Raw genomic sequence first — 13,892 nt, forward strand, 5'->3', positions numbered from 1 at the left:
TATGCGACTTCTTAACAGACTCAACCAATATCAGCGCCTCTGGAAGGCCTCCTCAGGAGAAGCGCAACAGGTCAGCGTGGCAGAACTTGCCGCACGCTGTTTTTGCAGCGAACGCCATATGCGAACGCTGTTACGCCAGATGCAGGAAGCGGGCTGGCTCAACTGGGACTCCCGTTCCGGTCGAGGTAAACGTGCGGCGTTACAGTTTTTGCGCACGCCGGAATCCTTGCGCCAAGAGATGATGGAGCAGGCGCTCAACGAAGGCCAGCAACAAAATGCCCTGGCGCTGGCGCAACTCGCACCGGAAGATTTGCGTACCTTATTGAATCCCTTCCTCGGCGGCCTCTGGCAAAACGACACTCCGACGTTACGCATACCTTACTATCGTCCCCTGGAGCCGCTACGGCAGGGTTTCTTACCCGGTCGGGCGGAACAGCATCTTGCCGGGCAAATCTTCTCTGGCCTGACGCGTTTCGTTGACGACAGCTCTTTACCGCAGGGAGATTTGGCGCATCACTGGGATATTAGCGAGGACACGTTGAGCTGGCGGTTTCATATTCGCACGACACTGCACTGGCACAATGGCGATGGGGTTGATATACGGCAGTTACAAACGCGTTTTATGCTGCTTCTTGAACTGCCCGCTTTACGGACACTTTTCGCCAGTGTCAAAAGCGTGGAGGCGACCCATTCCCATTGTCTGACATTTACGTTGCACCATCCGGATTTCTGGCTGGCGCATCGGCTTGCCAGCTATGCCACCACGCTGGCGCATCCACAAATGCCGCTTATCGGTACCGGGCCGTTCCGTCTTGCCTTATTCAGTAACGAACTGGTAAGGCTGGAAAGTCATGAGCAGTACCACCTCACCCATCCTTTATTGAAAGCGGTAGAGTTCTGGATTACACCGCAGCTTTTTGAGCAGAATCTCGGGACCAGTTGTCGTCATCCGGTACAGATTGCGATTGGCGAACCCGATGAACTCGTTCACCTGCAGCCGGTGAGTAACAGTGTTAGCCTTGGGTTTTGTTACCTGGCACAGCGTATTGGCGCAAATCTCACTCCGGCACAATCACGGCGGCTTGTGCAAATCATCCATCAGACATCTTTGCTGGACACACTGCCGCTCGATGAAAACCTCATTGCGCCCAGTAAAGAGTTGCTCCCCGGCTGGACGATTCCAGAGTGGCCACAGGAAGAGAGCGTTGAGCTACCGCCCAGGTTAACCCTGCTTTACCATCTGCCAGTGGAGTTACACATCATGGCGCAACAGTTCAAACGTTACCTGGCCACACTCGGTTGCGATGTCACGCTTATATTTCATGATGCCAAAACCTGGAATGGCTGCAGTGCAATGGCACAGGCAGATTTGCTGATGGGGGACCGGTTGATTGGTGAAGCTCCGGAGTATGCGCTGGAACAGTGGTTGCGCTGCGACCCGGTCTGGCCAAATGTACTCAGCCGCGCCCAATTTTCTCATTTGCAGGCTACGCTCGATGCCGTGCAAAGCGTGCCGGATGAAACTACACGTAGCGAGGCGCTGCGGGCAGTATTCAGTCGTCTGATGGATGAGGCCATACTGACACCGCTGTTTAATTATCAGTATCGCATTAGCGCGCCACCAGGCGTGGAAGGTATTCGACTGAACACGCGTGGCTGGTTTGATTTTACCCAGGCCTGGCTGCCGGCCCCGGCGCGGTGAAGAAGCTGGTCGAGGCAATCTGCACGCGCTACCATAGCGCCTTTATGAATGAATACCGGGAATAATTATGAAACGTGCCGTAGTCGTGTTTAGTGGCGGGCAGGACTCTACTACCTGTCTGGTTCAGGCGTTGCAACAATACGATGAAGTGCATTGTGTCACCTTCGATTATGGTCAGCGCCATCGTGCGGAAATCGATGTAGCGCGTGAACTGGCATTACAGTCAGGCGCCCGCGCGCATAAAGTACTTGATGTGACATTACTGAATGAACTGGCGGTCAGTAGCCTGACGCGCGACAGCATCCCGGTACCGGATTACCAGCCTGATGCCAGTGGTATCCCGAATACGTTCGTGCCCGGGCGCAATATTCTGTTTTTAACGCTGGCGGCCATTTATGCGTACCAGGTACAGGCCGAAGCGGTGATTACCGGCGTTTGCGAAACTGATTTTTCTGGTTATCCGGACTGTCGCGACGAATTTGTCAAAGCCCTGAACCATGCGGTTAATCTGGGTATGGCGAAAGACATTCGCTTTGAAACGCCACTGATGTGGATAGACAAAGCCGAAACCTGGGCGCTGGCCGATTACTGGGGCAAACTGGACCTGGTGCGTAATGAGACGCTCACTTGCTATAACGGCATCAAAGGCGACGGCTGCGGACAGTGTGCTGCCTGTAACCTGCGGGCGAATGGTCTGCGTCACTACCTGGCCGATAAGACCGGAGTCATGGCAACCATGAAAAAGAAAATCGGTCTGCTCTGACGCGCTGGTCTTAATTCCTGGATGCGCTGCGCTTACCCGGTCTACCAGCAGCCCGCATCCACAGGAAGAGGAAGCACACACTAAAACGGCAACCATGTTGCCGTTTTGCTTTTGCCTTTGTCACGCCTCTTCGCGGATCATCTCCTCCAGCCTTTTACGTAACTCCCCTTCCAGCGCCAGCGCCTTTTGCGTTTTAAGATCGATACACACAAAGGTCACCAGTGCGTCAGCCACCACTTCGCCTCCCGGGTCCAGCGTCACGACCTGGCTAAGCACGCCGCTTCGTCCATTAATCTGTTTAACATGACTGGTCACTGTCAGGCGATCGCCCAGCACGGCAGGACGACGGTAGTTGATATTGATGTTGACGACCACGAACGCGATGTTATTCGTCGTCATCCACTTAAAGTTTTCATTGTTTTCCAGTCCATCCCAACGCGCTTCTTCCAGAAATTCCAGATAACGGGCATTGTTCACATGCTGATAGACATCGAGGTGGTAACCACGAACTTTGATCTGAGTCTGCATAGCGCTTTAACCTTTACTTTTGTTATAGGAACAGAGGTCATAACTGGTATGACCTCTTTAGTCTGGCAAAATTTCGCGACTACGCAAGCGCCATCTCTTACAGGGACAGATTTCCGAGGTTACGTTCAACAAGCGCACTTCCTATGCCAGGCACCTGTTTGAGATCGTCCAGAGTCTTAAATGGACCATACTCTTGCCGGTAGCTAACAATCGCCTGCGCTTTTTTCATGCCCACTCCATTCATTACCCGCGCCAGATCCTCGGCACTGGCGGTATTAATGCTAACCCTGGTACCGTCATCATCGGCGCTTTTCGCCGTATCAATGTTTTTGGCATCCGGCGTCGCATTATTCCCGGCTTTGCTTTGTACGGCAGGCGCTTTCGCGCCAGCATCAGTGGGTGCTGCCAGCGTACTGTGGCTAATGCCAGCACAGGCAAAAGACAGGGTCAGTAAAAGTGCTTTGATTCCATGTTTCATGCTGTTTCTCCTTGGTGTTTAACAACGACGCTACGATAAACAACCGGGAAAAACGGTACAAATGACGAATAGCAAATGTGGAAAAGGCCGCGAAAGCGGCCTTTTGAATTGCAAAGCGTTGCAATATTTATGGGAAGCGTCTCGTTATTCCTGCTGTTCCATAATAGCGCCAAGTTTGATTTTGGCCTCTTTACGCAGGTTGGTCATCAGAGCCTCAAAAGCGATCTGGGCATTGTTCTGGGTAATTCCCTGAACCATCGCTTTCTTCTGCTCTTCCGGCATGGTACCGGCTTTCACTTCATCTAACGCCAGAATCACGACATTGCCCTGAGCATCATTCGCTACGCCATAACCTGGTTTGTCTTTCTCCGGCAGCGGCAGATTAAATGCCGCCTGGCTGATCGGATCCTGACTGGTACGAGTCAATGTTTTGGCTGCACCAAAGCTTAACCCTGCGGTTTTCAGCGCATCATCGCCTTTACCCGCTTTCAATTCAGCGATCAGCTTGTCAGCATCCAGTTTGGCCTGCTGCTCCGCCTTGTTGTGCTTAACGATATCGCTGACCTGAGCTTTAACGTCTTCCAGAGGCTTGATCGCTTCTGCTTTATGCTCGCTCACACGCAGCACGAAGGCACGGTCACCATCGACAGTAATAATATCAGAGTTACTGCCCGGCGCACCGTTCACCCCCACCAGACCACCATCAAAGATAGCGTTGGCAACCGGTTTAAAATTGAGTTCTTGCGGCAGGCTGTCACGGCTAAACCAGCCGGTTTCAACGGCTTTTGTTCCAGCGACTTGCTCAGCACCCGCCAGAGACTCATTATCGTTGCTTGCGGCTTCGCTCACTTTCTGTTGCAGGGCATACCAGGCATCCAGTGCCTTATCCTGCTTCACTTTCGCGGCGATCTCGTCATGCACTTCGCTCAGCGGTTTAGCTTTTGCCGGTTGAATGTCATCAAGACGAACAACAAGGAAGCCAACGGAAGATTTGATCACGCCTGATAACTGGCCTTTATCTTTCAGACCCGAATTTTTCAGTTCATCAGGTGTGGTAGCTGGCTCCAGCCATCCCATATCACCACCATTGCGGGCAGAGATGATGTCAGTGGATTTTTCTTTCGCCAGTGCGGCAAAATCCGCCCCTTTGCTTAGCGCGTCCAGTACTGCTTTCGCATCATCTTCCGTTTTAGTCTGAATCACGCTATAGCGATTACGCTGCGGCTGCGTGAACTGATCCATATGCTGATCATAGTAGGACTGAACATCCGCTTCGCTGACGTTCTGCTGCATGTTGGCCGCATCCAGCTTGATATAGCTGACGCGGAACTGCTCAGGGGATACAAAACGGGCTTTGTTCTGCTCATAGAAACCGGCAATCTCCTGATCGCTTACGGTCTGTTTTGCTGCCAGCGCATTCACGTCAATCAAGGCCTGACGCACAACGCGCTGTTGGGAAACCAGCGCCGCCAGCTCGTCCGTCTCACCTTTCAACATGAAGTCAGTACCGGCAACCGCGTTGATCAACTGCTGGGAGGTCAACTGATTACGCAGCGCTTGCGCATACTGATCCGCGCTCATACCCATCTGATTGACGATACCGTTGAAACGGTCATTATCAAATTTACCGTTGGTCTGGAAAGCCTGAGTGGAGAAAATCGCTTTTTTAACCTGCTCATCGCTAATGCCCAGGTGCAGATTATGCGCGTACTGGTCCAGCAATGCTTCGTCAATGAGACGGTTCAGCACCTGCTGACGCATGGATTTGATGTAGTTTTCATTCGCGGCCAGCTCTGAGAACTGGTCACCCAGTTGCTGCTGCATACGATTACGTTCACTGGCAACCGCATTTTCGAATTGCGCGCGACCAATCTCCTGGTCATTAACCTTTGCGGCATAATTATTGTTACCGCCAATAAGGTAGCTACTGACGCCGGTCAAAATGAACGACACGATAATGACGCCGAAAATGATCTTGAGCACGATGCTGTTTGCTGCCGTGCGTAAATTGTCCATCATGGTGTAACAACACTCCGCTGTAGGTGACTGTAGACCTCGCGCAGTCACTCAGTTTCCCGACGCTGCGTATAGGGTCGTATTTTGACAAGAAAAGGGGGCAATTGTCAGCCCACAACTCGCAGAAACTCAGATATGAGTGACTGAATAAATAAAAAAGGCACATCTCTCGATGCGCCCTTGTACTTTTCACCTTCCCACCGGGAAAGCGATCAGTTAACCGCGTCTTTCAGTGCCTTGCCTGCGCGGAAGCCCGGAACCTTAGCTGCGGCGATAGTGATTTCTTTGCCGGTCTGAGGGTTGCGACCTGTACGCGCAGCACGCTCTTTAACAGCAAAAGTACCAAAACCTACCAGCGCTACATCGTCCCCTTCTTTCAGAGATTCAGTAACAGAAGCAATTAAAGCATCTAACGCACGTCCAGCAGCCGCTTTAGAGATGTCAGCTCCCGCGGCAATCTTGTCTATCAGTTGAGATTTATTCACTCTTCTCTTCCTCTCTTTATAATTTATATCGCGCCTGAGTCCTTCACAGCGCGACCGCGCAGCAGTTATATCAGGCCTGTCATGCCCTTACAACACCAGTTGTTGATGACACACCCAACCAGCAATCTAAATTAGCTATACAAAAAAAGGCTGGCAAGTGCGAAATGCCTCACCAGCCTTGTTTTTATCAACGCTCTTTGCGCGCGGTCACTATTTTGCGGTCGCGACCTGCATGCCAAAGGGTTCGTTTTGCAGTGCCAGGGCCAGAACCTCATCAATGCGCTTAACCGGATGGATGTCCAGGTCGGCAATGACGTTTTCCGGAATTTCCTCAAGATCGCGCTTATTCTCATAAGGAATCAGCACGGTTTTGATCCCGCCACGGTGTGCCGCCAGCAGTTTTTCTTTCAGGCCACCAATCGGCAGAACCTGGCCGCGCAGGGTAATTTCCCCTGTCATCGCCACGTCGGCACGTACCGGGTTGCCCGTCAGACAAGAAACCAGCGCAGTACACATCGCGATACCGGCGCTCGGGCCGTCTTTCGGCGTAGCCCCTTCCGGTACGTGAACGTGAATATCGCGTTTTTCGTAGAAATCCCCATTAATGCCAAGTTTTTCAGCACGAGCTCGCACCACGGTCAGCGCAGCCTGGATAGATTCCTGCATGACTTCACCCAACGAACCGGTATAGGTCAGCTTGCCTTTACCCGGTACACACGCGGTTTCGATAGTCAGCAGGTCGCCGCCGACTTCGGTCCACGCCAGGCCAGTTACCTGGCCCACACGGTTTTCATCATCCGCACGGCCATAGTCATAACGCTGAACACCCAGGTAATCGTGCAGGTTGTCACCGTTAATCTCGATATGTTTCAACGAGGGGTCCAGCAGAAGCTGTTTCACGGCTTTACGGCACAATTTAGAGATTTCGCGCTCAAGACTACGTACACCTGCTTCGCGGGTGTAATAACGAATGATGCCGATAATGGCGCTGTCATCCACGGTCAGTTCAGTCGGTTTCAGCGCATTGCGTTCGATCTGTTTCGTCAGCAGATGCTGTTTAGCGATATTCAGTTTCTCATCTTCCGTGTAACCGGAAAGACGGATCACTTCCATACGATCGAGCAGCGGTGCCGGAATGTTCATGGAGTTAGACGTCGCGACAAACATAACATCGCTGAGATCGTAATCCACTTCCAGATAATGATCGCTAAATGCAACGTTCTGTTCCGGATCAAGCACTTCCAGCAGAGCAGATGCCGGATCGCCGCGCATGTCTGAGGACATCTTGTCGATCTCATCGAGCAGGAACAGCGGGTTTTTCACCCCGACTTTGGCCATCTTCTGGATCAATTTACCCGGCATAGAACCGATATAGGTGCGACGGTGACCACGAATTTCTGCTTCGTCACGTACGCCGCCCAGCGCCATACGGATATACTTACGTCCGGTCGCTTTGGCGATAGATTGTCCCAGAGAGGTTTTACCTACCCCCGGCGGTCCAACCAGACACAGGATTGGACCTTTGAGTTTGTTCATACGGCTCTGCACCGCGAGATACTCAAGGATACGGTCTTTAACACGCTCAAGACCATAGTGGTCGGTATCAAGCACTTCCTGCGCCTGACGCAGATCTTTCTTCACTTTGCTGCGCGCATACCACGGAACCTGAATCATCCACTCGATATAACCACGGACTACTGTAGCTTCCGCAGACATCGGAGACATCATTTTCAGTTTTTGCAGTTCGGCTTCGGCCTTTTCTTTTGCCTCTTTTGGCATTTTGGCCGCATCGATTTTGCGTTTCAGCGCTTCGTTTTCATCCGGCGCATCGTCCATTTCGCCGAGTTCTTTCTGAATGGCCTTCATCTGCTCGTTCAGATAGTACTCGCGCTGGGATTTTTCCATCTGTTTTTTAACGCGATTGCGGATACGTTTCTCGACCTGGAGCAGATCGATTTCCGATTCCATCATCGCCATCAGATATTCCAGACGTTCGTTAACGTCGGACATCTCCAGTACGGACTGTTTGTCGGCCAGTTTCAATGGCATATGTGCGGCAATGGTATCGGCCAGGCGCGCAGGGTCGTCAATGCTGTTCAGCGAAGTCAGCACTTCCGGTGGGATTTTTTTGTTGAGCTTGATGTAGCCTTCAAACTGGCTGATGGCAGTGCGTACCAGTACTTCCTGCTCACGCTCATCAATGGCCGGGGAATCGAGGTATTCCGCTTTAGCCGTGAAGTGTTCGCCATTATCCGACAGCGTGGTAATGCGCGCGCGCTGCAGCCCCTCCACCAGCACTTTGACAGTGCCGTCAGGCAGTTTCAGCATCTGCAGAATAGAGGCCACGGTCCCGACGGTGAAAAGATCGTTTACACCCGGCTCATCCGTTGACGCTTCTTTCTGTGCAACCAGCATGATTTTCTTATCATGGTCCATGGCCGCTTCAAGACAACGGATAGATTTTTCCCGCCCTACAAACAGGGGTATGACCATGTGCGGATAAACCACCACATCGCGCAACGGCAATACGGGGATTTCAATGCGTTCAGAACGCTCAGGATTCATAGAGCTCTCTCTTAGTTTAATGTCCGCCAGGTAATCCGGTGACGTGACTGTGCAACACGCACCATTAACATGTAAAGCAGTATATGGGGATGTTTCCCACACATTCAACGGCGAGAATCAGGAAAAATAAAAGGGGAGATAAAATCCCCCCTTTTTCATTAACTACATGTATGGATTGGTGAATTATTCACCAGACGCCTGTTGCGCTTCGTGCTTACCGTAGATCAGCAGTGGTTTGCTTTGTCCGGCAATGACGGACTCATCAATCACCACTTTGTCGACCTCTTCCAGAGACGGCAGATCATACATGGTGTCCAGCAACGCCGCTTCAACGATGGAACGCAGACCACGTGCACCGGTTTTACGCACCATTGCTTTCTTAGCAATAGCGGTCAACGCTTCGTCACGGAACTCCAGATCCACACCTTCAAGATTGAACAGCGCCTGATACTGTTTGGTCAGGGCGTTTTTCGGCTCTTTGAGGATCTGAATCAACGCTTCTTCGCTCAGCTCGTTGAGGGTTGCCACAACTGGCAGACGACCAATAAATTCCGGAATCAAACCAAATTTGATCAGATCTTCCGGCTCGACCTGGGCCAGCAGCTCTCCTTCATTCGCTTTTTCGGATTTTGCTTTTACCGTCGCGCCAAAGCCGATGCCAGAACCGGTTTCAACACGATGGGAAATCACTTTATCCAGACCAGCGAATGCGCCACCACAAATAAACAGGATCTTGGAGGTGTCGACCTGTAAGAATTCCTGTTGTGGGTGTTTACGTCCACCCTGCGGCGGTACGGCAGCCACGGTGCCTTCGATCAGTTTCAGTAACGCCTGCTGTACGCCCTCACCGGATACGTCACGGGTGATGGACGGATTATCAGACTTACGTGAGATCTTATCGATCTCATCGATGTAGACGATGCCGCGCTGCGCTTTTTGTACGTCGTAATCGCACTTCTGCAACAGCTTCTGGATGATATTTTCAACGTCTTCACCCACATAACCCGCTTCGGTGAGGGTGGTGGCATCCGCCATGGTAAACGGAACATCCAACAGACGCGCCAGCGTTTCAGCCAGCAACGTTTTACCAGAACCGGTCGGACCGATCAGCAGAATGTTACTTTTACCAAGCTCAACGCCATTGCTGGTGTCGCCATTGCGCAGACGTTTGTAATGGTTGTATACCGCGACGGCCAGCACTTTTTTCGCCTGTTCCTGACCGATAACATAATCGTCCAGGTGATGGCGAATCTCGTGCGGCGTCGGCAGTGCACTGCGCTCGCGATGCGGCGCAACTTCTTTAATCTCTTCGCGAATAATGTCGTTACACAGATCAACACATTCGTCGCAGATATACACGGACGGCCCGGCAATGAGCTTGCGCACTTCATGCTGGCTTTTGCCGCAAAAAGAGCAGTACAACAGTTTGCCCGAACCATCTTTGCGTTTATCTGTCATGAGTCAAAACCTCTTTTCTGTTCTTTGTGCCGCACATGACGACGCAAATGCCATTCCAGGCGCAAAACGCTGGCTAGCGTAGTGCCACTCGATAATATTATAGCGGCACTACTCCGGCCTGAGCATTAATTACGATGGGTCAAAATTGAATCAACCAGACCGTATTCGACGGCTTCGTTCGCAGAGAGGAAACGGTCACGTTCGGTATCTCGTTCAATTTGCTCTAAAGATTGACCCGTATGATGCGCCATGAGTTCGTTCATACGCCCTTTCACTTTCAGGATTTCTCGGGCGTGGATCTCAATATCCGTCGCCTGCCCCTGGTAACCCCCCAAAGGTTGGTGGATCATCACGCGTGAATTAGGCAGGCAGAAGCGCTTGCCTTTTGCTCCCGCCGTCAGCAGGAATGCGCCCATGGACGCGGCCTGGCCCATACAAATGGTGCTGACGTCAGGCTTAATAAATTGCATGGTGTCGTAAATTGACATTCCGGCAGTGATAACGCCACCCGGAGAGTTAATATACAGGTAAATATCTTTTTCCGGATTTTCCGCTTCCAGGAACAACATCTGCGCCACGATCAGGTTAGCCATGTGGTCTTCAACCTGACCCGTCATGAAAATGACACGTTCCTTAAGAAGACGGGAGTAGATATCGAAGGAGCGCTCACCGCGTGAGGTCTGTTCAATTACCATTGGCACCAGGGCCATATGGGGTGCAAAGGTATCTCGTTCGCCGCTGTATGACATGTCCGTCTCCTGGATCTAAAAATAAATAACCTGCTGTACTGATTGTACTTGAGTGAGCCAGGTCTGACTACGACCCCTCACGGACGGATTATCAGCCAGAGTGTTCACAGTCGATAGTCCCTTAATGGGGATGACCACACCTTATTTCAAGCATAACAACCTTTTGCTGTTACGCTAACACTGAAACGCCCTTTTAGCACACTTCTGATAACATCAATGCGATAAAAAAAGCCCGTCACCAGGAGGTGACGGGCTTATTGTTTACTCTTTATACCGGATGAGTAAATTAAGCCTGCTGGTTCATCAGTTCCTGGAAGCTGGTTGCTTTCTCAGTCACTTTTGCTTTTGCCAGTACAGCTTCAACAGCCTGTTCTTCCAGAGCGACGTTACGCATGTTATCAGTCAGCTCTTTGTTTTTGCTGTAGAACTCGATAACTTCTGACGGATCTTCGTAAGCAGAAGCCATCTCTTCGATCAGGCCTTTCACGCGTTCTTCGTCCGCTTTCAGCTCATGGGTACGAATCACTTCACCCAGCAGCAGACCAACGATCACACGGCGTTTAGCCTGCTCTTCGAACAACTCACGCGGCAGTTCCAGCGCTTGTTTCTCGTTACCACCGAAGCGCTGAGCAGCCTGACGACGCAGAACATCGATTTCGCTGTCGATCAGGGCAGACGGGATTTCGATCTCGTTTGCTTTCACCAGACCTTCGATTGCCTGAGACTTGATGCGGTTACGCACTGCGCCTTTCAGCTCACGATCCATATTCTTACGTACTTCTGCACGCAGACCGGCAACAGAACCATCTTCTACACCGAAACGTTTGATGAACTCTTCGGTCAGTTCCGGCAGTTCACGTTCTTCAACTTTTTTCAGGTTGATAACGAATTTCGCTGCTTTACCTTTCAGGTTTTCAGCGTGGTAGTCTTCCGGGAAGGTCACGTCAATGGTGAACTCGTCACCCGCTTTGTGGCCTTTGATGCCATCTTCAAAACCAGGGATCATACGACCCTGGCCCATTGCCAGCACGAAATCAGTGGCTTTGCCGCCTTCGAACTCTTCACCGTCTACAGAGCCAGTGAAATCAACAGTCACACGGTCTTCAGCGTCAACAGCACCGTCTTTATCTTTCCAGGTTGCTTGTTGTTTACGCAGAGTGTCCAGCATAGTGTCGACGTCAGCGTCGGTCACTTCTACAACCGGTTTTTCAACTTCGATAGTTTCCAGGCCTTTCAGCTCAACTTCTGGATAAACTTCGAATTCTACGGAGTAGGTAAAGTCTTCGCCCAGTTTGTATTCGCCCGGAACATAGTTCGGTGCGCCAGCCGGGTTGATTTTTTCCTGAATGATCGCGTCAATAAAGTTGCGGCTCATCAGTTCGCCCAGTACGTCCTGACGTACAGAAGCGCCATAACGCTGAGCAACGACATTCATCGGTACTTTGCCTTTACGGAAGCCGTCAATACGTACTTTCTTCGCTACGTTGACCAGCTCGCTCTTAACAGCGGTCTCGATGCTGTCAGCAGCGATAGTAATCGTTACACGGCGCCCAAGGCCCTGAGTGGTTTCAACTGAAACTTGCATCTTGTTACCTCAAAAAATCACAGTGCTCGGTCAACTCTATATCTGGAAGCTGTCATAGGGCTTCGCAGAACCGGGATGCTCTCTCAAATCAGATATACATTCCCTGTCACCAGAATCATCCCGAAGACGTTCATATATAAAGACGCGGCATTATAGCGGCATCACTTTAGTGAGTCGAGAACGGGAACGCCGCATTGTTGCGCCATTTTTCACAATTCCGAGGTAATTTTGACCTAAAAATTGCGCTTCGCGCTCAAAACTCAGACAAAACAAAACGGCCCGCAGGCCGTTTTTACTTAAACTGTACGCAACATACTGGAAAAGCTCAGGCAGTTGCAAATGCGTTTTACGCGATGCTGCCTGCTCCCCTGCATGGCGGCGAGGCGAAAACGGTATCCTGCAGACCTTCCCACTCCTTAATGGTGTAGGTGTGCAGAGCCAGTGCATGGACAGTTGAGGCGAGTTCTGCCGCCAGGGTCCCGTAGATCATACGGTGGCGGTTGAGGAAACGCTCCCCGGAAAAGCGGTCACTGACCAGCACAACTTTGAAATGGCTTTCGGAACCGGCCGGTACATTGTGACGATAGCTTTCATCAACAACTTCGAGGAACACGGGTTCAAACGCTGCCCTTAATTTATCTTCTATTTGCTCACGTATCATCATGAAAGGACTCCTCCGACAACGCTGAGATGCGACCCCATCCCTTTAAATGTTAGCCGCTTTTATCCTGTTCATAACAAGAAAACAACAAAAATTTAGCTTTCGTCCTATTTTCTCAGTCAAAGGTATGAACTGTACTGAAAAGGTCAAAAATTACGTCATGTCCGGCAAGGCAAATTCCTCGCGCGGTTAAAAAAAACACAAGGCGATGAATTTACATGCATTGAGGACTTCCCCTTGTTGACGGCGATGTTATGATGGCAAGAATTTTCCCTATCTAAGCTTAAGATCCACTGAGAGCCTGAACATGTTAAAAAAACTTCTCTTTCCATTGGTCGCTTTATTTATGCTGGCCGGGTGTGCCACCCCGCCAACCACTCTTGAAGTGTCACCGAAGATTACGCTGCCACAGCAGGATCCTAGCCTGATGGGCGTTACAGTGAGCATCACTGGCGCAGACCAGCGTCCCGACCAGGCACTGGCAAAAGTCACCCGCGATAACCAACTGGTTACCCTAACGGCATCCCGCGACCTGCGCTTCTTGCTACAAGAAGTGCTGGAAAAACAGATGACTGCGCGCGGTTATATGATCGGCCCAAGCGGTGCGGCTAACCTGCAAATCATCGTTAACCAGCTGTATGCCGATGTTTCCCAGGGCAACCTGCGTTACAGCATTGCCACGAAAGCCGATATCGCTATTATCGCAACCGCAGCTAACGGCAATAAGATGACGAAAAACTACCGCGCCAGCTATAACGTTGAAGGCGCACTCCAGGCGACTAACGATAAGATCACGAATGCCGTTAACAGCGTGTTGACCGACACCATCGCGGATATGTCCCAGGACACCACTATTCATCAGTTCATCAAGCAGAACACGCGTTAAGTTCCGCACACTGGCC

Annotated in this window: 12 protein-coding genes; 3 read left to right on the plus strand and 9 right to left on the minus strand. The window is 51.2% G+C overall.

Annotation, left to right across the window (positions count from 1 at the left end; translation table 11 throughout):
* The first annotated feature begins 1 nt into the window (after window position 1).
* Window positions 2-1,702, plus strand: a complete 1,701-nt coding sequence (locus AAIG39_RS02030) for an SgrR family transcriptional regulator (protein WP_343193084.1) — start codon at window positions 2-4, stop codon at window positions 1,700-1,702.
* 67 nt (window positions 1,703-1,769) lie between these two features.
* A complete protein-coding gene (gene queC / locus AAIG39_RS02035; RefSeq protein ID WP_090082594.1) occupies window positions 1,770-2,465 on the plus strand; it encodes a 7-cyano-7-deazaguanine synthase QueC in 696 nt (231 codons plus the stop codon).
* 120 nt (window positions 2,466-2,585) lie between these two features.
* Here queC and AAIG39_RS02040 read toward each other — a convergent pair whose 3' ends face one another.
* From AAIG39_RS02040 to bolA, 9 genes are all read right to left on the minus strand, one after another.
* The gene (locus AAIG39_RS02040) at window positions 2,586-2,993 is read right to left on the minus strand and encodes a YbgC/FadM family acyl-CoA thioesterase (RefSeq protein WP_343193085.1); all 408 of its coding nucleotides are present in this window, start codon (window positions 2,991-2,993) and stop codon (window positions 2,586-2,588) included.
* Window positions 2,994-3,090: 97 nt separating this feature from the next.
* On the minus strand, window positions 3,091-3,471 hold the full coding sequence (locus AAIG39_RS02045; RefSeq protein WP_343193086.1) for a helix-hairpin-helix domain-containing protein: 381 nt from the start codon (window positions 3,469-3,471) through the stop codon (window positions 3,091-3,093).
* 144 nt (window positions 3,472-3,615) lie between these two features.
* On the minus strand, window positions 3,616-5,490 hold the full coding sequence (gene ppiD / locus AAIG39_RS02050; RefSeq protein WP_343193087.1) for a peptidylprolyl isomerase: 1,875 nt from the start codon (window positions 5,488-5,490) through the stop codon (window positions 3,616-3,618).
* Between the two features lie 209 nt (window positions 5,491-5,699).
* Entirely contained in the window at window positions 5,700-5,972 is a 273-nt protein-coding gene (gene hupB, locus AAIG39_RS02055) for a nucleoid-associated protein HU-beta (RefSeq protein ID WP_041852498.1), read from the minus strand.
* A 210-nt stretch (window positions 5,973-6,182) separates the two neighbouring features.
* The gene (gene lon / locus AAIG39_RS02060) at window positions 6,183-8,537 is read right to left on the minus strand and encodes an endopeptidase La (protein WP_090082603.1); all 2,355 of its coding nucleotides are present in this window, start codon (window positions 8,535-8,537) and stop codon (window positions 6,183-6,185) included.
* A 183-nt stretch (window positions 8,538-8,720) separates the two neighbouring features.
* Window positions 8,721-9,995, minus strand: a complete 1,275-nt coding sequence (clpX, locus tag AAIG39_RS02065) for an ATP-dependent protease ATP-binding subunit ClpX (RefSeq protein ID WP_041852500.1) — start codon at window positions 9,993-9,995, stop codon at window positions 8,721-8,723.
* 125 nt (window positions 9,996-10,120) lie between these two features.
* On the minus strand, window positions 10,121-10,744 hold the full coding sequence (gene clpP, locus AAIG39_RS02070; protein WP_041852501.1) for an ATP-dependent Clp endopeptidase proteolytic subunit ClpP: 624 nt from the start codon (window positions 10,742-10,744) through the stop codon (window positions 10,121-10,123).
* Between the two features lie 286 nt (window positions 10,745-11,030).
* Entirely contained in the window at window positions 11,031-12,329 is a 1,299-nt protein-coding gene (gene tig / locus AAIG39_RS02075) for a trigger factor (protein WP_090082606.1), read from the minus strand.
* A gap of 346 nt (window positions 12,330-12,675) precedes the next feature.
* A complete protein-coding gene (gene bolA, locus AAIG39_RS02080; RefSeq protein WP_047371580.1) occupies window positions 12,676-12,993 on the minus strand; it encodes a transcriptional regulator BolA in 318 nt (105 codons plus the stop codon).
* 304 nt (window positions 12,994-13,297) lie between these two features.
* On the opposite strand from bolA, the gene AAIG39_RS02085 reads away from it, so the two are divergent.
* Window positions 13,298-13,876 (plus strand): lipoprotein, encoded by a 579-nt coding sequence (locus AAIG39_RS02085; RefSeq protein ID WP_041852504.1) that lies wholly within the window; start codon window positions 13,298-13,300, stop codon window positions 13,874-13,876.
* Window positions 13,877-13,892 lie beyond the last annotated feature (16 nt).

Source organism: Phytobacter palmae, assembly GCF_039409775.1.
GTDB classification, from domain to species: domain Bacteria; phylum Pseudomonadota; class Gammaproteobacteria; order Enterobacterales; family Enterobacteriaceae; genus Phytobacter; species Phytobacter palmae.

Coding starts and splice junctions, on each gene's coding strand:
- AAIG39_RS02030 (WP_343193084.1), top strand. CDS start 2: ATGCGACTTCTTAACAGACTCAACCAATATCAGCGCCTCTGGAAGGCC.
- queC (WP_090082594.1), top strand. CDS start 1,770: ATGAAACGTGCCGTAGTCGTGTTTAGTGGCGGGCAGGACTCTACTACC.
- AAIG39_RS02040 (WP_343193085.1), bottom strand. CDS start 2,993: ATGCAGACTCAGATCAAAGTTCGTGGTTACCACCTCGATGTCTATCAG.
- AAIG39_RS02045 (WP_343193086.1), bottom strand. CDS start 3,471: ATGAAACATGGAATCAAAGCACTTTTACTGACCCTGTCTTTTGCCTGT.
- ppiD (WP_343193087.1), bottom strand. CDS start 5,490: ATGATGGACAATTTACGCACGGCAGCAAACAGCATCGTGCTCAAGATC.
- lon (WP_090082603.1), bottom strand. CDS start 8,537: ATGAATCCTGAGCGTTCTGAACGCATTGAAATCCCCGTATTGCCGTTG.
- clpX (WP_041852500.1), bottom strand. CDS start 9,995: ATGACAGATAAACGCAAAGATGGTTCGGGCAAACTGTTGTACTGCTCT.
- clpP (WP_041852501.1), bottom strand. CDS start 10,744: ATGTCATACAGCGGCGAACGAGATACCTTTGCACCCCATATGGCCCTG.
- tig (WP_090082606.1), bottom strand. CDS start 12,329: ATGCAAGTTTCAGTTGAAACCACTCAGGGCCTTGGGCGCCGTGTAACG.
- bolA (WP_047371580.1), bottom strand. CDS start 12,993: ATGATGATACGTGAGCAAATAGAAGATAAATTAAGGGCAGCGTTTGAA.
- AAIG39_RS02085 (WP_041852504.1), top strand. CDS start 13,298: ATGTTAAAAAAACTTCTCTTTCCATTGGTCGCTTTATTTATGCTGGCC.